Source organism: Endozoicomonas sp. ALC020, from assembly GCF_049275935.1.
GTDB lineage: Bacteria > Pseudomonadota > Gammaproteobacteria > Pseudomonadales > Endozoicomonadaceae > Endozoicomonas_A.
In genome coordinates this window covers 3,857,629-3,876,797 of record NZ_CP184830.1, presented here as the reverse complement: position 1 = coordinate 3,876,797, position 19,169 = coordinate 3,857,629, and the positions used below count along the sequence as shown (strand labels likewise).

At 49.2% G+C, this 19,169-nt stretch carries 16 protein-coding genes; 6 read left to right on the top strand and 10 right to left on the bottom strand.

What is annotated here, in order from left to right:
- Window positions 1-3: 3 nt before the first annotated feature.
- From ACOJUO_RS14425 to ACOJUO_RS14415, 3 genes are all read right to left on the bottom strand, one after another.
- Complete coding sequence (locus tag ACOJUO_RS14425; protein ID WP_422137321.1) at window positions 4-876, bottom strand: class I SAM-dependent methyltransferase; 873 nt, start codon at window positions 874-876, stop codon at window positions 4-6.
- Window positions 877-1,071: 195 nt separating this feature from the next.
- On the bottom strand, window positions 1,072-1,197 hold the full coding sequence (locus ACOJUO_RS14420) for a hypothetical protein (RefSeq protein WP_422137320.1): 126 nt from the start codon (window positions 1,195-1,197) through the stop codon (window positions 1,072-1,074).
- Between the two features lie 171 nt (window positions 1,198-1,368).
- A complete protein-coding gene (locus ACOJUO_RS14415; RefSeq protein WP_422132702.1) occupies window positions 1,369-1,599 on the bottom strand; it encodes a hypothetical protein in 231 nt (76 codons plus the stop codon).
- Window positions 1,600-1,625: 26 nt separating this feature from the next.
- Between ACOJUO_RS14415 and argS the strand changes: the two genes are divergently transcribed.
- Window positions 1,626-3,368 carry an arginine--tRNA ligase gene (gene argS, locus ACOJUO_RS14410; protein ID WP_422137319.1) on the top strand — a complete coding sequence of 581 codons (1,743 nt, stop codon included), beginning with the start codon at window positions 1,626-1,628 and terminating at the stop codon, window positions 3,366-3,368.
- A gap of 48 nt (window positions 3,369-3,416) precedes the next feature.
- On the opposite strand, the gene ACOJUO_RS14405 is transcribed toward argS, so the two are convergent.
- Window positions 3,417-5,009: an FMN-binding glutamate synthase family protein gene (locus tag ACOJUO_RS14405; protein WP_422137318.1), complete on the bottom strand. Its 1,593-nt coding sequence runs from the start codon at window positions 5,007-5,009 to the stop codon at window positions 3,417-3,419.
- A 186-nt stretch (window positions 5,010-5,195) separates the two neighbouring features.
- On the opposite strand from ACOJUO_RS14405, the gene ACOJUO_RS14400 reads away from it, so the two are divergent.
- Window positions 5,196-5,684, top strand: a complete 489-nt coding sequence (locus ACOJUO_RS14400) for a DUF29 domain-containing protein (protein WP_422132699.1) — start codon at window positions 5,196-5,198, stop codon at window positions 5,682-5,684.
- 31 nt (window positions 5,685-5,715) lie between these two features.
- Here ACOJUO_RS14400 and dtd read toward each other — a convergent pair whose 3' ends face one another.
- Both dtd and pip read right to left on the bottom strand, forming a co-directional pair.
- On the bottom strand, window positions 5,716-6,153 hold the full coding sequence (gene dtd / locus ACOJUO_RS14395) for a D-aminoacyl-tRNA deacylase (RefSeq protein ID WP_422132698.1): 438 nt from the start codon (window positions 6,151-6,153) through the stop codon (window positions 5,716-5,718).
- A 249-nt stretch (window positions 6,154-6,402) separates the two neighbouring features.
- Window positions 6,403-7,356, bottom strand: coding sequence for a prolyl aminopeptidase (gene pip / locus ACOJUO_RS14390; RefSeq protein WP_422137317.1), 954 nt, complete (start codon window positions 7,354-7,356; stop codon window positions 6,403-6,405).
- A gap of 267 nt (window positions 7,357-7,623) precedes the next feature.
- Between pip and ACOJUO_RS14385 the strand changes: the two genes are divergently transcribed.
- Window positions 7,624-9,324, top strand: a complete 1,701-nt coding sequence (locus ACOJUO_RS14385) for a CAP domain-containing protein (protein ID WP_422137316.1) — start codon at window positions 7,624-7,626, stop codon at window positions 9,322-9,324.
- A 35-nt stretch (window positions 9,325-9,359) separates the two neighbouring features.
- On the opposite strand, the gene typA is transcribed toward ACOJUO_RS14385, so the two are convergent.
- Together typA and ACOJUO_RS14375 are read right to left on the bottom strand one after the other, a co-directional pair.
- Complete coding sequence (gene typA, locus ACOJUO_RS14380) at window positions 9,360-11,174, bottom strand: translational GTPase TypA (RefSeq protein ID WP_422132695.1); 1,815 nt, start codon at window positions 11,172-11,174, stop codon at window positions 9,360-9,362.
- 22 nt (window positions 11,175-11,196) lie between these two features.
- Window positions 11,197-11,838: a hypothetical protein gene (locus ACOJUO_RS14375; RefSeq protein WP_422137315.1), complete on the bottom strand. Its 642-nt coding sequence runs from the start codon at window positions 11,836-11,838 to the stop codon at window positions 11,197-11,199.
- A 238-nt stretch (window positions 11,839-12,076) separates the two neighbouring features.
- Here ACOJUO_RS14375 and msbA point away from each other — a divergent pair, with 238 nt between their 5' ends.
- The 3 genes from msbA to ACOJUO_RS14360 all read left to right on the top strand — a co-directional run bounded on the left by msbA (window position 12,077) and on the right by ACOJUO_RS14360 (window position 17,034).
- Window positions 12,077-13,918 (top strand): lipid A export permease/ATP-binding protein MsbA, encoded by a 1,842-nt coding sequence (gene msbA, locus ACOJUO_RS14370; protein WP_422137314.1) that lies wholly within the window; start codon window positions 12,077-12,079, stop codon window positions 13,916-13,918.
- Between the two features lie 123 nt (window positions 13,919-14,041).
- Window positions 14,042-15,484, top strand: coding sequence for a bifunctional D-glycero-beta-D-manno-heptose-7-phosphate kinase/D-glycero-beta-D-manno-heptose 1-phosphate adenylyltransferase HldE (gene hldE / locus ACOJUO_RS14365; RefSeq protein ID WP_422132692.1), 1,443 nt, complete (start codon window positions 14,042-14,044; stop codon window positions 15,482-15,484).
- A 158-nt stretch (window positions 15,485-15,642) separates the two neighbouring features.
- Window positions 15,643-17,034, top strand: a complete 1,392-nt coding sequence (locus ACOJUO_RS14360; RefSeq protein ID WP_422137313.1) for a hypothetical protein — start codon at window positions 15,643-15,645, stop codon at window positions 17,032-17,034.
- A 33-nt stretch (window positions 17,035-17,067) separates the two neighbouring features.
- Here the strand turns inward: ACOJUO_RS14360 and ACOJUO_RS14355 are convergent, their stop codons facing one another.
- Window positions 17,068-17,877 carry an aldo/keto reductase gene (locus ACOJUO_RS14355; RefSeq protein WP_422137312.1) on the bottom strand — a complete coding sequence of 270 codons (810 nt, stop codon included), beginning with the start codon at window positions 17,875-17,877 and terminating at the stop codon, window positions 17,068-17,070.
- The gene (locus ACOJUO_RS14350) at window positions 17,870-19,084 is read right to left on the bottom strand and encodes an FAD-dependent oxidoreductase (RefSeq protein WP_422137311.1); all 1,215 of its coding nucleotides are present in this window, start codon (window positions 19,082-19,084) and stop codon (window positions 17,870-17,872) included. The genes ACOJUO_RS14355 and ACOJUO_RS14350 overlap by 8 nt, the downstream gene beginning before the upstream one ends.
- Window positions 19,085-19,169: the final 85 nt, after the last annotated feature.

The following is a 19,169-nucleotide window of genomic DNA, read 5'->3' as shown; positions in this document are numbered from 1 at the left end:
TCTTTATTTATAAGCAACAATGACCATATCGTATTTTGGAATCGGAATGTCCTCACCGGTCTTTACATCCTTAAGCCACACTTTTCCACGAATCCGGTGCTCTAAAATCCATTCATTATCAAAAAACTTAGCTACATGAACTTTAAAACCAACGTCGTTCAGCATAAAGATAAGTTTGCGGGGATGAATGAATCCGTAATGTTCTTTAATTTCTGCATGCCAGTCTTCCGTATAGTCCTTTCTGAACATGTAATCATAAGCTGATGCCATATCCGTCTCGACGGATTCATAATCTTCGGTACTCTCATACGAACCAATTGGCACATGTCGGCTATGTTGCCAGAAGCCGAGTGCAAATTCAGCGAAACAATGTCGGTCCTTTACATCAGATTTTGCGTGATAAAAACGAACTTGCCTCGTATCATCTTCAGGTCGGGCAAAATCTTTGATAATGATTCTCCCCCCTTTCTTAAGCGTCTGATAGGCAAGCTCTAGAGCATTTTTAACAGCGTCGAGAGAATCTTCGTTGTAGGAATAGATCTCATGAAGGACCGCAGCCATTATCACTGCGTCAGCATTCATGCCATAAGGTTTATTGCCACTGCCCTGCTCAAAATGAAGATTTTCTATTGCGCTGTATCGACTTTGGGCATGGGCTATCATCGGAGGCTGAATATCGATCCCCTGAACCATTAATCCGGGATTTTCCCTGGCAATGGCTGCGGCCACAGCACCAGTGCCAGATCCTACATCAATAATAAATGCCCCGTCGTATAATGGCAGATGGGGTAACAGCCGGGACAGTTTGTGTTGTAAAGCAGCATCCATCTGATTGGTGTAAAGGTCGAAATTACGATGCTCGGCAGCCGCCCCCATTAAACTGGACTCATATTGTCCGGTTAAAAAATTAACTGCCGAAACATTAACTAAAGGTGCTAATGCCAGCCATAGAGTCAGGGCAAAGCAGAAAGTCCTCAAAAACATCGCAAGCTCTCACTGATCTGAAGAATATTCAAGTGTCTGAATTCAAATCCTTATGTTTAGTCGCTTTTTGGAAAAAAGACAGTTATTTTATTTTCCCATTGATGGCGATAAATCCGGTTTATCAGCCTCTGCAGCAGCCGGGGTAGACAAATCAACCAGCTGACCATGGTGATACCCGACTTCACATTTCTCGACAGTGGCAACATTTCTCATGATTGAAGAAGACTGCTATTGTCTCAAAGCCGTTTTATTCGCTATTATTTCCCGCTATGAAATCACTCTCATCAGCCACTTCATCTGCCTCTCAGGCGGCAAGTCCTGAAAGGCTTCAGTCAGCATCTGATATTGCCCTCTGTTGCGGCAACTTTCCGGGCTGCCTGACATTCACATTGCGACGATGCCAAGGCTGAAAGGTTGCTTTTCAGTCACCATCACTTTCGACATCCTGCTTTTTTGCAGAACAAGGCTGCCGCTGACCGGAAAGGTCAACAGGCGCTCTATTAGAGACGCCCAAGCGATAGAAAAATATTTTGAAAAACCATCAACAATGAGACGCAGACAGTGCAAAATATTTTTCCCGATGAGCAGCCAAGAGAGAAAAAAATCATCGCACACAAGTTTCAGACCAAGGAATTTTTTCCATGAATATTCTTAAACTGCTTGAAGACAGAGTCATCAAAGCACTGATCGCCGCCGGAGCCCCGGAAGACACCCCTCCGATGGTTCGTCAGAGCGCACGGGCCAACTTTGGTGACTATCAGTGCAATGCGGTGATGGCAGCAGCCAAGAAAATGGGACTCAAACCTCGAGATCTGGCCCAAAAAGTAGAAGAAAACCTGGATCTGGAAGGCATTGCTGAAAAAACGGAAATTGCCGGACCCGGCTTCATTAATATCTATCTCAAGCCAGAATGGCTCGCTGCCAGACTGAAGGAAGCAGTAAAAGACGATCGTTCCGGTGTAGCCTCTGTCGACAGCCCGAAAACTGTGATTGTCGATTACTCCGCGCCTAATGTTGCCAAAGAAATGCACATTGGCCACATTCGCTCCACCATCATTGGTGATGCCAGCGCTCGCACTCTGGAATTTCTGGGCCACAAGGTCATTCGCCAGAACCACTTGGGAGACTGGGGGACTCAGTTCGGTATGCTGATTGCTCACCTCGAAGAACTGGAGCAAGACAGTCAGGAAGCTCAGGCTATGGAGCTTTCAAATCTGGAAGCCTTCTACAAGGCGGCTAAAAAACGTTTTGACGATGACGAAGTGTTCGCCACAAAAGCCCGTGAATATGTTGTCGAATTACAATCTGGCGATGAGCACTGCCTGAAACTCTGGAAAAAACTGGTTGATATCACTCTGTCTCACAACCAGGAAGTCTACGAGCGATTGAATGTTTCCCTGACGCCATCCGATGTTATGGGTGAGAGCGCCTACAATGACAGCCTGCCTGCCATTATCAATGCACTGGACAGCAGAGGCCTGTTGAGTGAAGACCAGGGGGCAAAAGTGGTCTTTCTGGATGAATTCAAGAACAAAGACGGCGACCCGATGGGTGTCATCGTTGAAAAGTCTGGCGGCGGCTTTCTCTATTCTACAACCGATCTGGCGGCCCTGCGGCACCGGACTCACGCCTTGAACGCCGACCGTGTTCTTTACTATGTTGATGCTCGTCAGGGACAACACTTTGACCAGATCTTCACCATTGCCCGCAAGGCCGGCTTTGTCAATGAAGATACCCGCACAGAACATCATGCATTCGGTATGATGCTGGGCAAGGATGGCAAACCGTTCAAAACCCGTGCCGGTACTACCATCAAACTGGTAGATCTGCTGGACGAAGCTGAAGAGCGTGCAGCCAGACTGATTGCCAGCAAAGCCTCTGATCTCAACGAAGAACAAAAGTTCAAGGTTATCAAAGCCGTTGCCATGGGCTCGGTAAAATACGCTGACCTGTCCAAAAACCGCACCAGCGACTACGTTTTCGACTGGGACACCATGCTGGCCTTCGAAGGCAACACTGCGCCTTACCTGCTCTACGCCTATACCCGTATTAAAAGCATCTTCCGCAGGGCCGGAGTTTCTGAAACCGACCTCACCGGTAACATCCTGATTGAAGAGCCTTCCGAGAGAGACCTGGCTCTGAAGCTTAACCAATTCAGCGAAACCATTGAGCAGGCTGCCCGTGAAGGAACGCCTCACGTACTTTGCGGCTACCTCTACGACTTGTCTGGTGCATTCATGAGCTTCTATGAAAACTGCCCGGTTAACAAAGAAGGCGTCAGCGAACCCGTTAAAAGCAGCCGCCTGCAATTCTGTGCCCTGACTGCCCATATCCTCAAGAAAGGCCTTGACCTGCTGGGCATTGAAACTGTTGAACAGATGTAATCCTGTTTAACCCGGAAAATGCCGACTTTAATGTCGGCGTTTTCTATTTCAGGCGATCAGCCCGGGTAAAAACTCATCAGCCGAAGCCTGGGCCCAGTGGTTGCTGTAGCCAACCATATCATCGCGATTCAACAGGCATCCTGTTTCCAGAACCGGGTATATGGTTGCGTAAGAAGCTTCTGTCTGATCGGCGAGACGTCGGAAGATATGCCTCGCATTCAGCTGTTCCGGGCTGTCCAGCCCCATTGCTCCAACAATATCGAGAAAACTGGCCACCGTCACATGGTGATAATTTGCCACCCTGATCTGTTTTTCAGCAATGTTGACGGCTCTGCCTCTGACCGGGTCCTGAGTGGTCACTCCGGTCGGGCAGTGATTGGTGTTGCACTTCAATGCCTGAATACATCCCACAGCAAACATCATGGCTCTGGCCGAGTTACACAGGTCAGCACCCAAAGCAATCTTTGTCACCATATCAAAACCGGATGCCACCTTGCCGCTGGCAATGATCTTTACCTTCTCTCTCAGACCTGCACCTGTCAGGCAGTTGTGTGCAAAGACCAGTGCTTCGTTCAACGGCATTCCCAGCCGATCCGTATACTCCACCGGGGCTGCACCTGTGCCTCCCTCTGCGCCATCAAGCGTAATAAAGTCCGGAGCCAAACCGGTTTCCAGCATGGCTTTACAGATCCCCATAAACTCCACTTTGTTGCCCAGACAGAGCTTAAAGCCCACCGGCTTAGCGGCAATCCTCCTGAGATGATCAATAAATAAAATCAGCTCTTTAGGCGTTGAAAATGCCGAATGCGCGGGAGGAGAAATGACGGTCTCTCCCTCAGGAACACCTCTGGCTTCAGCAATTTCTTTTGAGACTTTAACGGCGGGTAGCACGCCACCATGGGACGGTTTGGCTCCCTGGGATAATTTGACCTCAACCATCTTCACGGCTTCATGCTTTACTTTTTCAGCAAAACCTTTTTCGTCGAAGCCACCTTCTTGTGTACGACAACCAAAGTAACCTGTGCCGATCTGCCAGACCAGATCCCCTCCTTCTGCCAGATGGTGTCGGCTTAACCCGCCTTCTCCCGTATTGTGAGCAAAGTCACCCCTGCGTGCGCCCGCATTCATTGCTCTAATGGCATTGGCACTCAGGGCGCCAAAGCTCATGCCGGAAATATTCAGCCTTGACGCCAGATAAGGTTGTGAGCAGGAATGTTCACCGATCAGTATTCTTCCATGGCTGGCATCCACCTCTTTGGGGGTCAGGGAATGATTGGCCCGATGGTAGCCGCAATCGGTCAGTTCAAACTGGGTGCCAAAAGGTTGGGTATCAGACACGCCCTTGGCTCTTGAATACACCATATTTCGGATTTCACGATTAAAAGGTTTGCCACTCTGATTTGACTCGATAAAGTATTGATGAATCTCGGGACTGATAAACTCCAGCGCATAGCGCATATGGCCAATGACAGGATAATTTTTCAAAACGTTATGATTGGTGCAGGTCAGATCAAAAATCCCGACCAGAGTGTAAGGCACCAGAAAAACAAACAGCCAAAGTATCCCGGGCCAGAAAAACGACAGAAGCAAGGTGATCAGCATTCCGCCAACGGCAACCCAGAAAAACAGTTTACGAGCCATTTCTCCACCTTTTTCAGCGAGAAAATCCAGATAGCTGGATCTGATGCTCTTGAGTCTTGATGATAAAACGGTCTTTGGCAATGCTCCTTCTTTTGTCCCCCTCCGCAAAGGCATCTAAACCTTGGGAGTTCATTTTGATTCCCTTCTGTTTTTTGCCTACAGTGGTAAGGCAAATGGAGGTATTTTATGGAAAATCTTTACGAAACCGATTACACCCAATGGCTTGGCCAGCAACGGGAACTTCTGGCCCAGGGGCAATTTGATCAGCTTGACGTCCCTAATCTTTTGGAGGCGATAGATATACAGATGGGCAATATTGCCGACGAGTTAGGTTCCCACTTGATCATATTGCTAGTGCATCTTCTCAAATACGACTATCAGAAACAGGTACTGAAAGACCCTTGGGTTAAAGATAAAGTGATCCATACCTGGATGCCAAGTATCAATAATTCAAGAACACAAATTGGACGCCACATACAGAAAAATCCCTGCCTGCAACCCAAAGTTAATGACCTGCTGGCCGAGGTTTATCCGCATGCCAAAAAAGATGCCATCAAACAAATGAACCATTACATTCGCACTGAGGCCAGTCGCCTGAACAAAGACAGCTTCCCCGAACAATGCCCATGGACTTTCGAGCAAATCACCGATGACGACTGGCTGCCGGGAGATTAACCCTTCTGGCGTTTTTCCATCGAATAATACTTCAGACTTCGAGATTGAAAGTAACCGGCCCATCATTCAACAAAGAGACTTTCATGTCGGCACCAAAACGACCCGTTGCGACATCGTGATGAAGAGTTTGGGCACGCTCGACAAAATAATCATACAGCTGTTCACCATGTTCAGGAGAAGCCCCGGAACTGAAGCTGGGACGGAGTCCTTTGCGTGTGTCGGCGACAAGCGTGAACTGTGAGACCACCAGCAACCCACCTCCAGTGTCTTTCAAACCCAGATTCATTTTTCCATCCTGATCACTGAAAACCCTGTATTTGAGCACTTTATCCAGTAACTTATCCGCTTTTGCCTGATCATCGTCCTTTTCTATGCCCAGCAATAGCAAAAGACCTTCTGCAATCTGGCCTACGGTTTCACCGTTCACTTTTACATTGGCAAACTGAACTCGCTGGATTAATCCACGCATGGGTTATCCTACTCCGGAAGTCTGTATAAAAGGTCGCCCAGGCTAGGAGCCTGACCGAGAATAGCGCCCGTAGCGAGGACGGCAGAAAATTGAGGATGAAAATTCGGTTTTGTGAGGAGAATAGCGAGCTATTTGACGAACAAAAGCGGATTTTCAGACCAATTTGCTGCCGCCGCAGTAGGGCAGTCTATTCTCGGTCAGGCTCCTAGTGCCAGGGCTGGGAAGAAAATCACTGGAACCCATGTGAAATTAACCGAATTTTTCCGCCAACTTATCGGTGGCAATCACCAGTGCATCGACAATACCTGGCTCGGAGGACGAATGACCTGCCTCCCTGATCACCTGAAGCTCTGCTTCTGTCCAGTGATCAGCTAACACCTGAGCGTTATCCAAAGGGCAGATCATATCGTATCGACCATGGACAATAATGCCCGGAATCTGGTCAATGTATTTCATGTCACGAATAATCTGATGAGGTTCAATAAAGCTGTCATTCATGAAGTAATGAGCTTCAAGCCGGGATATGGCTTTTGCGTTATGTGGTTCGCTGCAAAATTCTTCAGCATCAGGACAGGGCTTCAATGTGCTGATCCTCCCTTCCCATAATGCCCAGTGCTTGGCGGCATTCATCTGTGCCAGCTCATCATCACCGGTCAGGCGATTGTAATAAGCTTCCAGCATATTACCTCGCTCACTTTCCGGAATAATTTCTTCAAAGTGCTTCCAGTGATCCGGAAACACTCTGCCGGCTCCCTGCTTGGTGTAGAGCCAGTCAAAGTCCTTCTGTCGGGACAGAAAAATCCCCCTGAGCACCATGGCCATAACCCTTTTAGGGTGAGCCTGAGCGTAGAGCAGAGAGAGGGTTGAGCCCCAGGAGCCGCCAAAAAGAAGCCATTTTTCAATACCCAAATGTTTTCGAATCTGCTCCATATCAGCAATCAGATTCTGGGTGGTATTCCCTTCCAGCTCAGCATGGGGCAGCGACCGACCACAGCCTCGCTGATCAAAAAGGATGATTCTATATTTCTCGGGATCAAAGAATCGCCGCGATTTTTCTGAAGTACCCACCCCGGGCCCGCCGTGGACAAACAACACGGGAATACCATCTGGACTCCCGCACTCTTCCACATAAAGTTGATGAACGGTATCTACAGCCAGTTTGAAAACAGAGTATGGCTTTATAGCCGGGTAAAGCGTGCGCATGTTCCTTCCTTCAGAAGTCACTGAATCAAGCGAAGTCAGTCAGCTGAGCAAACAGAGCATCTGATCCACCTCTTGTCTCTGGGACACTGCCGAAAACTTAAATCAGACAGGCTCCCAGCACTCTACAATACTCTTAAAAACCAAGGTTTTCCAAGCATTGTCACGGCTTCTGAGGAACTTTTACGCCTCTTGGCTATCTAAGTTTCATAGCTGATATGAAAGGCAGGGAGTGCCTATGTATAACGTTGAAACAGCGAGCAGTAGTCGATGAACAAGCCATTTTTTCACAGGTCCATTAATCCATTGATCATAGCTTTGGCGTTCTCCACCGCCATGGGTTTTTGCCATGCTGCAGTGGTGGACCCCTTCCCGGTGGATAATTCTGAGGAGCTGAACAGACACCTCTCAAGCCACAATTATCAAATGCCTGAAAAGTGTAACAAAAATGCAGATCAGGGAAGTTGCTGGGCCCGCTCCATCATGAGCCTTCTCAGTGAACAGGAACTTAGCCAACTCTACAGGCAGTCGGCAGAGTACCTTAACTACCCGGACGATCAGTCAATTAATGCGGCTGCCCTGCATCTCTATCTTGAAAGTCACAGCACGGTCATACCTGAAGGTGCGACACCGGGTGTGCCTATCAACCATCTGAACACTCAACTGGCCATTCTTCTTAAGAAAAGAATACTGACAATAACGCCGTTAGCGGATGGATCGATTGCTATTCAATTCTTCTCAGGCTTTGAAGATGGCAGCTATGAAATCGAGGAAAACATCATTTCATTGTCAGAAGAGCCTGAAACTCTTTTCTCAGCCTTAATCACAGCAGATATAAGCCTTTTCCTGAACCCCGGCGTTAATGACACTCCTGGTCATGTGCAGCCCATTGTCTTCAATCTGCAACCCCATCAGACACCCGGGGCAGCTCTTGCTGAAGACTCGCTGAATGCAATGATCAATCGACCTGCCAGAACACTTGAGATCTTCGCTGGTAGCAGCGGTGATATACCACCTTACTTTTTCTCTGCGCTCCAATTTGGCGTCAGAAATGTCCGCCACCAACCCAGTCTGGAGGAGATGGAGCGCGAAATAAAAGAGGCCAGAAAAAGAAAATTCGCCAGAGAAAAAATGAAACAAGATGTCGAGCATTACAGAAACGAAGCCGCAAGCGAATATCGAAAAGGAGCCATGACTCGTTTTTGTGCAAGCTGTGCAAAAGGTGCCTTCAAACTGGGTATTCTTGGTGCTGCCTCTGCAGTCATTTACCAGAAATGGGAAACCATTAACGCTTATTCACAAGACTTCTGGAAAGAAGTTATTGCTCCTAACCTGCCAATGATGGCCCGTCTCGATGGCACAGGGGTGATAGGAAACTCTAAAGATCTGCCTGAGGAACTGGTTGGCTACGTTGATACAATTCCGGAGAAAAGTCGTGAAGCCTGGAAATATCTCACTTTCAAAGTGGACAGCTACCTGAGATCACGTTGGTCTGACTCTCGCTGGACTCATTCTCATTGGTACAACGAGGTCCTGGACCAACCCACCCAGGGCTTTGCAAATCAGGTGCTAACCGCTGTCAATGCTATACGCTCTAAACCGCAGGTCTGTGGCAATACCGTCATGCGTGCAGTCGGACGTTTGCGCTGGAACTACTCTCTTGAAGCAGCGGCCTTCAAACACGCAACGGATATGGCCAATAAAAATTTTATGAGCCATGTAGGTTCAGGTGGCAGTGAAATCAATCAACGAATTGAAGCACAGGGTTATCGCTGGTCAGCTCTTGCCGAAAACGTTGCCGTAGGCCAACACAACCTGGACGCTGTGTTAAAAACCTGGATGAACAGTCCGGGGCATTGTAAAAATATCATGTCGCCTGATGTCACCGAGATGGGAGTCAGCTTTGTAGAGAATCCCTCCGGCCGATCCAGAAAATACTGGGCCCAGGTTTTTGCTTCACCAAAATACTGACCGGGGCGCTGCCCCCGGTCAGAACAGCCACTCAATTATTTACTGCGGCTGGCGCGCTTGCGCTCATGCTCCTTCAGGAATTTCTTGCGCAGACGGATATTGTCAGGTGTAACTTCCACCAGCTCGTCATCGTCGATAAATTCCAGGGCCTGTTCCAGGCTATGTCGGATAGGCGGTGTCAGTTGAATGTTTTCGTCAGAGCCGGAAGCACGAACGTTCGTCAGCTGTTTACCCTTGGTCGGGTTAACCACCAGGTCATTGTCACGATTATGCAGACCAATGATCTGACCTTCATAAACGTCAACGTTCGGGTTCAGGAACAAACGACCACGATCCTGTAAGTTCCAGAGCGCATAGCCCAGCACCTTACCATTCACCATAGAAACCAGAACACCGTTCTTGCGGTGAGTCACTTCGCCATCTTTCACGTCACCGTAGTGATCAAAGACATTGGTCAGAATACCGCTACCAGAAGTCATGGTCAGAAACTGGGAACGAAAACCGATCAGACCACGGGCAGGCATGATGAACTCCAGGCGAATACGGCCCTTGCCGTCTGGTACCATGTTGGTCAGTTCTGCCTTACGGTGTCCCATCTCTTCCATCAGAGAGCCCTGATGTTCTTCCTCAACATCCACAACAACCTGTTCGTAAGGCTCCTGCAAAACGCCGTCAATCTCCTTGATGACAACCTCTGGACGGGAAACCCCCAGCTCAAAACCTTCACGGCGCATGGTTTCGATCAGAACCGACAGATGCAGTTCACCACGACCAGACACCTTGAACTTGTCAGCATCATCACCCTGCTCAACACGCAGCGCTACGTTATGCAGCAGTTCGCGATCCAGACGCTCTTTGATATTACGGGAGGTCACATACTTGCCATCCTGACCTGCAAAAGGAGAATCATTGACCTGGAAGGTCATGCTCACGGTTGGCTCATCCACCGTCAGTGCTGGCAGCGCTTCAACGTGATTTGGATCACACAGGGTGTCTGATATGTTCAGCTTGTCGATACCCGTTACACAAACGATATCGCCAGCACGAGCCTCTTCCACGTCTACACGTTCCAGACCCAGGTGCCCCATAACCTTGAGGATCTTGGCATTGCGCTCATTGCCATCGGCACCAATCAAGCGAATCGGAGTTGAGGGCTTGAGAACACCACGGGTGATACGACCAATACCGATAACTCCCAGAAAGCTGCTGTAGTCCAGGGCAGATATCTGCATCTGGAAAGGCGCATCGACATCCACCTTGGGAGAAGGGACATTATTGACGATCATTTCAAACAGTGGCGTCATATCTTGTGCCATGTTTTCAGGATCATCACCGGCAATACCATTCAGTGCAGAAGCGTAAATAACCGGAAAATCCAGCTGCTCTTCGGTAGCACCGAGACGATCAAACAGATCAAAGACTTCATCCATGACCCAGTCCGGACGAGCACCAGGACGGTCAATCTTGTTGATAACAACGATAGGGCGCAGACCCTGCTCAAAAGCTTTCTGGGTGACAAAGCGGGTCTGAGGCATAGGACCGTCAACCGCATCCACCAGCAGCAGAACCGAATCCACCATGGACATAACACGTTCCACCTCACCACCGAAGTCGGCGTGTCCGGGTGTGTCCACAATATTAATGTGGTAGTCCTGCCAGTTGATGGCGGTGTTCTTGGCCAGGATGGTAATGCCCCGCTCCTTCTCCTGGTCATTGGAATCCATGATCCGTTCGGCACCCTGATCTTTTCGACCCAGAGTTCCGGACTGCTGAAGCAGCTTGTCAACCAGGGTGGTTTTACCATGGTCAACGTGTGCGATGATGGCAATATTGCGTAACTTTTCTATCACTGTCTTTCTCTCTTAAAATCTTTCAGGTGTGCTGCATTACAGCTTCGACCTTGTCCACATCCAAATCCGCCAGCCTGGCGTAGGTGGAACAAAATGTCTGGTCCTTAATCAGATACTGAACATCCTGCTCATAACGAGCCAGATGATGTAAATTCCTCAGCCTTAACGCTTCTTTCAGAGGACTCCGGCTAAAGCGCATATCGGCAATGTCTATCAGCCCAAGAGCACCGTCGGGCAACTTGAGAATATTACCCATGTGCAGGGAGCGAAAATAGACGCCCTGTTTATGCAGCTGCGCAATATATCGGGCTAACTGCTCGGCCAGAACTCGGGTTCCATCTTCATCCAGAGCAGGGAAAACCTGCCTGAGGGTCCGACCCGGCAATGGCCGATAATGGACAGCTGTTTTTTTATATCTTCCAAGACGGTAGCAGCTAATAATATCAACCGTTTGAATGCCACGGGTCACGAGTTCCGAGGCATTTCTGGCGAACCGGACAGAATATGGCTTAAACCACGCCGAGCTGATAGTGCTTTTAACCCGAAACAGTTTGAGAAAAGTCTTATCTTTCAGTTTCAGAACCTTGTCGCCAAAATGGTCCTGCTCTATCACCTCAGCCCCTTCGATCAGGGCCTGATAAGCCGTGGAAGATAATCGCTGCATACCACTCATGTCTGTTGAGTACTCATTATTTCCACAATAAAAAAAGCCGCCAATCATACCCTAGCACGAAACATTCATAAAGCCGCTTTGATCCGGGTAAAGGAGGGCAACGCAAGGTAGAGCTTTACCAAGAACGTCATTTTACGGTAAAAATCATGGTTTTAGAGGCTCTATCCATTGAGCCCACAGCCAGATTCATCCAGAATAGGCCCCTCATTTTTAACTGATTACAGTGGCCATGTCGGAACACGCCAAGTCGGGAAGCCTGCAGATTTACCTGCGCCTTCTCAGCTATGTAAAGCCCTACTCGGGCTTTTTTGCCCTCAGTATACTGGGCTATGTCATGTTTGCGCTCAGCCAGCCAGCTTTTGCCCGTTTGCTGGAATATTTTGTTGAAGCGCTCGAAGGCAGCTTTGCCACTATTGACAGAGACCTTGGGAGTTTTCTTCCTGCTTCTATCATGACTTCGGTGGCCCTGATTCCTATCGTCATGTTGTCTATTGCCATATTCAGGGGGATTGGTTCCTTTCTGGGTAACTACTTCCTGGCCAAGGTGTCCTTATCGGTTGTGCACGACCTGCGCTGCCTGATGTTTAACCGAATGATTCAGTTGCCCAATAACTACTTTGACAACAACAACTCCGGGCACCTGATTGCCAGAATCACCTACAACGTGGGTATGGTGACCTCGGCAGCAACCGATGCCGTCAAGGTTATTGTGCGGGAAGGCCTGACCGTTGTTTTCCTGTTCGGGTATCTGATCCTGACCAACTGGAAGCTTACCCTGGTATTCATCGGCGTTGCTCCCATCATTGCCCTGGTGGTCAGTGCCGCCAGCAAACGTTTCCGTAAGCTGAGTTCGAAGATTCAGACATCCATGGGGGATCTGACCCACGTCAGTTCGGAATCGATCAATGGTTATCGGGTAGTCAGAGGCTTTGGTGGTGAGAGTTATGAAACCAGCCGCTTTTTTGATGCCAGTGATCGCAATACCCGTCAGGGGCTGAAAATGGTCAAGGCTTCCGCTGTCCATACGCCCACCCTGCAATTCCTGGTTAATACAGCCCTCGCTATTCTGTTCTTCCTGGTGCTGTGGCTAAAAGGAGATGCAACCACCGCTTCTCTGGTGAGTTTTGTCACGGCTGCGGCACTGCTGCCAAAGCCTATTCGTCAGCTGAGCGAAGTAAACGCCAACATACAAAAAGGTATTGCCGCAGCAGAGAGCATTTTTGAAATGGCTGACCAGCCTTCCGAACCTGATAACGGCACCTTTGAAAAGGAAACAGTTGCAGGCAAGCTGGAGTTTCGAAACTTGTTTTTCACATATCAGAATACTGACAAACCCGCCCTGAACAATATTAACTTCACTGTTAATCCGGGTGAGACTATTGCTCTGGTGGGCCGCTCGGGATCGGGAAAAACAACACTGGCCAACCTGGTTCCCCGTTTCTACACCTACGGACAGGGTCAAATTCTTCTGGATGATACGCCCATTGATAATTACAGCCTGAAGAACCTTCGCAGTCATATCGCTCTGGTAGATCAGAATGTCACTCTGTTTAATGATACAGTGGCTCGCAACATTGCCTATGGAGACCTGCGCGACAAAGATGATTCTGACATTCACCTGGCTGCTGAAGCCGCCCATGCCAATGAATTCATCAAGAATATGGCTCAGGGCATGAACACGCTGGTTGGTGAAGATGGCGTGCTGCTCTCGGGTGGCCAGCGGCAGCGTTTGGCCATAGCCAGGGCTATTCTGAAGGACGCTCCCATTCTGATTCTTGATGAAGCCACTTCGGCCCTGGATACCGAATCCGAGCGTCATATCCAGGCGGCCCTGGATGAAGTCATGAAGAATCGAACAACGCTGGTCATTGCTCACCGACTTTCCACCATCGAGAATGCTGACCGTATCATTGTGGTGGATAAAGGCGAAATTGTAGAGAGCGGCACTCATTCCGAACTACTGGCCAGAGAAGGTCATTATGCCAAACTGCATCAGATGCAGTTCCAGGAAGAGCAGGAAGAAGTCGTAGAGGTGATACCTTTGGCTTCTTCGCAGCCATTACAACATTGAACGCTTTAAAAAAGCTGAGGTTTTACCATGATTACCCATCAAGACGATTTCGTGGTAAACCTACCGGAAACTGGGCCAACTTACTTGGCAGGCCTCCCAAGATACCGAAGCGGAAGACACTGAATGAAACTGACTCTGCCACGATTTAATGAAGCCAGGGTTCTGGTGATCGGCGATGTCATGCTGGATCGATACTGGCACGGCGGCACCTCCAGAATCTCCCCTGAAGCACCAGTACCTGTTGTTCGCGTCACCAATATAGAAGATCGCCCCGGCGGCGCTGGCAACGTAGCCCTTAACATTGCCTCTCTGGGCGCCCCGACCTGGCTGATAGCTGCTACCGGAGATGATGAAGCAGCCGACTCCCTGCAGACCCGTCTTGAAGCGGCCGGAGTCTATTGCGATTTTGCCCGGCTGAAAGATATGCCTACCATCACCAAACTCAGGGTCATCAGCCAGCATCAGCAACTCATTCGCCTGGATCAGGAAGAACCTTTCTCCGTTCTCAGCAGCGATATTCTCGAAGAAAAAGCAGCCAATTTGCTGAATAACATAGGGGCTGTCATTCTTTCTGATTACAACAAGGGTACCCTGCAGAACCACCAGCAGCTGATCAAACTGGCACGTACAAAAGGCGTTCCGGTCCTTGTTGACCCAAAAGGTACAAACTTTGAGCGTTACCGTGGTGCTACGATCATTACTCCGAACCTGCAAGAATTTGAAGCCGTTGTCGGCCGCTGCGCAGATGAGCAGGAGCTGATCACCAAAGGTCACCAGTTACTGGACGAGCTGGAGCTTGACGCCATGCTGATCACTCGCAGTGAGCACGGCATGACCCTGATTCGCAGAGACGAAAAGGAACTGCACCTGCCAGCCAGAGCCCGTGAAGTCTTTGATGTGACCGGCGCCGGAGACACCGTAATTTCCACTCTGGCCACTGCACTTGCAGCGGGGGCTGAACTGCCCAAAGCAGCCGCTCTGGCCAATATTGCAGCCGGTATTGTGGTTGCCAAGCTGGGGACTGCAACGGTCAGCATGCCAGAGCTGCGCCGTGAGGTGAACAGAGAACTGGGCGCAGAGCGTGGCGTTGTGACCCCGGATCAGCTCAAGATTGCACTGGAAGACTCCCGGGCCCATGGCGAAAAGATCGTCTTCACCAACGGCTGCTTCGACATTGTTCATGCCGGCCACGTGGGTTATCTGGAGCAAGCCCGAAAGCAGGGTGACAGGCTGGTACTGGCTATCAACAGCGATGCTTCTGTAAAAAGATTGAAAGGTGAAGGCCGCCCCATTAACTCGGAAGATCGCAGAATGGCGGTACTGGCAGGCCTTGAAGCTGTGGACTGGGTCGTATGCTTCGAAGAAGATACACCTGAAAACCTGCTCAGAATGGTTAAACCTGACGTTCTGGTAAAAGGCGGTGACTACACCATTGATGAAGTGGTCGGTGCTCCTATCGTCTACGAATACGGCGGCGAGGTGAAGGTTCTGGCGTTCCTGGATAACTGTTCGACAACAGCCATTGTTGAAAAGATCAGGAAGGACAAATCTAAAGAGTCTGCTTGATACTTTTATCACTTGATACTTTTATCATAAAACAACAGTATTGCCGCCAACTTTTCGACAGTTAGCGGCTATCTTCTTCAAAACCCAAGGCTAGCCACTCTCCAGAACTTCGCCCTCTATAATAAGTTGAAAGCACTCAAAGATTCAGGGATAGAGTAATGGGTATTATCAACGGCGGCGAAAAGATTTCTATCAGCCCGACATGGTCTGAACATGCTCAACAGAAAGTTGATAAACCCAGGGGACGCCATAAAGGCTCTTCAGTATATTCCATCGAAAATACCGTCCCTCAAAACGGGAAAGGCAAGAAACTACCGATAAAAAGCCTCTTCTCCCGCTGTGTCAGCAATTCTGATAAAGCCGCAGCGAAAGAAAAGAAAGCCACTGAGAAGAAAGCCGTCAAAGCGTTTATGGTGGCAATGGATGATGTCAAAAAAGCAGTAAACAACAAAAATGGCAGTTCTGAGTCTGTTCAGAAAGTGATTGACAAGCACGCCAAAAACAAGGGTGAATTGGAAGACCTGTTGGCTAACCTGACCAGAAAATCCGGACAAGCAGCCTTGCAACCTCATGTTCAAAAAGCATTCAAGGAGGCCGGTCTTTCTATGATGCTGTCGAAAGCAAGAGATAACGCTCAGCCACTAAAAAATACCACAGATCATGGTCAGTCTTTCAGAGATGCACTGGATAAGTGCATGGCACCGTTAAGGGCTGAGCGGCAAGAACTGAATTACTCCACTTATCCTGACTCTATTCGAGATCAGCTTAAATCTTATCCCGCACTGACTGAATGCCTGGTGGAAGAACTACCCAACTCAAAAGGATATTCTTCTCCCAACAATCGATATTCTGCTATTCAGGCCCAGACTATTCTGACCTGCCAATGCTTTGAACAGGCTCACCAAATTAAGCAAAATCTGAACAGAACTATGAAGAGTCAACAATTACCCCCTGAAACAAAAAGCAAGATCGCGAGTGCTTTAAATGAGGTTCAGGGAATTTTAGAAGCTACGCAAAAAGACCTCAAAAGCCTGCACCGTAACTACGCCATGAAAGGAGAGGGTCATTTCCTGAACACTGAATACCGAGAGAGTATCAAGGAAAGAATTCATTCAGACCCTGTTAGCAAAGATTCATTCAGTAGCAAGCAAACTTCCAGCAAGCGCCAACCGGTCAGTCAATCTATACCGGCTCAGGAAAACAGGGTTCAACCTGAAGCCAAAGCAGCTCATAAGCCACCTGGAAGAGTAGCACCCGCCATTCCTTTCGATGCTTCTCTTGCAGCCCTGAAAAAAGAGAGGCCAGAGCTGTCACGTGAAGCAGGCCTACTAGGTGATTATCTGAAGGAACTGCAGACTTTCTGTAATTCACGAGAGTTAGTTAACCTTCTGGGTAAAGATTTTTCAGCTTACAGAGACGCAGGCTGGAGCTTTGACCAGTACGCATCCCTGTGTCAGCATGCAGCTGGATTCATTGCAGAAAACCGGTCACTGACACCTGCTGAAGCGATGAATGCGGCCTATGAAAACATCACAACCCCGCGCCAATAAAAACCTTTTTTCTCTAACCTGGCCGCCAGAGAATCAGCTCTCAAGAAGTCTGATGACTCTGGCGCACGACTCTGCATTACTCTTGAGGTGTAACGGATTAATAGTGCCAATCACTGCCGCCGAGGTCGCAGGATGTGAGAAAACCAACTCCATGCTTTTCTCCACCGGATCTTCACCTTCCAGACAAACATGCCCACTGGCCAGAGCTTTCTTGATCAGAATGCCCTTATCGTTCCGGAGAGCGTAATCAAGTACCGGTTTCTCAGCCTGCTCCTTCAAGTTATAAGTCACCATGGCGATATCCGACTTTTCCAGCGCCATAATGCCGCCTTCAACAGTTTTGGTAGACATGCCTGACGCCAGAATCTTGCCCTCTTTTTTTAACGCTTCCAGTACTTCCAGACAGCCATATTGCTGAATAATATTGACGTCATCACCATTGGAATGGACCAGCACCATTTCAATCCAATCAGTATTCAGCCGTTTCAGACTTCTCTCGATGCTGAAGCGAATATGTTCCGGTGTGAAATCAAAACGAGACTCACCGTTCTCAAACTCTTCTCCGACTTTACTGCAGATAACCCAGTTGTCTCTCTGACCTTTTAACAAAGACCCCAATCTTTCTTCACTGGTGCCGTAGGCTGGTGCTGTGTCCAGCAGATTAATACCCAGGGTTTGTGCCAGTTTCAGAAGCTCTCTGGCCTCGCTATCATCCGGAATCCTGAATCCGGATGGGTATTTTACGCCCTGATCCCTGCCCAGCTTTACGGTTCCGAAACCGATGGGAGAAACCCGAATATCGGTGCCTGCAATGGTTCTTGTCTCAAGCCTGTAATCAGTCATGATCGATGAATGCCCCACTCCAGAAGGGTTGGCAAATTTCAGGATGCTGAACACCCTCTGGCAAAGCAAAGCCTTCATTGCCAGAGGGTGAGACTTGCTGCTTGTTCAACACTTTAATGACCTCATCAGAAAGGTTGGGTGCCAGCGCCAGCTTGGTCGGCCAGGAAACAATGCCGTTTTCTATCTCATGAATGAATGCGGCATCCGGTCTCAGCAGTCTGCTCTGTCTGGGTTCGGCCCGGTTTACAAACATCGTCGCCCATTGGGCATCGTCCAGATTAACCCATGGCAATAATGCAGTCAGCTCACGCCGGGCCACCCGGATCTGTTGTTCCGGTGTGCGTTCCATCCCGTCTTCCGCAATTTCGCCCCCCAGATACCAGACCCAGCTGCCTTCACCATCCGGATGGCTGGTGACTGTTATTCTTGGAACGGGTTTGGTACCCAGACAATGCGCGAAGAGCGGCTCAGGATGACGATGCCGAACCATAACCATATGAAGCGGCCTTCTCTGCATCTCTGGCCGGGAGAGTCCCCAGAGTTTTATCAGGTCCTCTGTGCCTTCGCCCGCCGTGGTAACAAACTTGCTGGCCCTGATTTGCAGGGTTTTGCCTCCAAAGGTATGCTCGATGAAATCTATTTTTTTGCCTTCAGTGACAATACGGGTGTTTTCAGACCAGTCCACCTTGAGAATCCGATCTTCCAGACCTTTCACCAATGCATCGATGACCGTCCGGATATCCAGCACGATCTCATTGAGCTGATAGACTTTGCCCAGAAACGCTTCATGACGAAAAATATCAGGAAAATCCTCCGGTTTCTTCAACTGCTCCACCCGACCGCGCAAAGCCTTGCTGGCGAAAAACGTAGTAAGCCTGGAACCCACATCACCGGGAGACCATAGATACTGGAACTCAGAGAGTATAACGGCTCCCGACAGATCAACCTCACCTTCCCCCCTGAGAGCCTTGCGCCAGCGGTCTGGCATGCCGACAATACACTCTGCCGCCTTGGTCAGAGTGCCGGTCAAAGTGTACTTGGTCCCGCCATGAACGATCCCCTGGGATTTGATCGTCTGACCACCGCCGAGGGTAGCATTCTCCAGCAGAAGGGCTTTATAGCCTTGCTGATTGAGGGTATTGAACAGCCAGAGACCGGCAATGCCTCCGCCAATTACAACAACATCTGTTTCTATGGTCTGAGTCATATAAAGTGGATCAGAGAGTAAGACAGGGAAAATACAAAACCGGCAGTATACGCCTCATACCCGTCCGAGACCAACATCGCCTTCA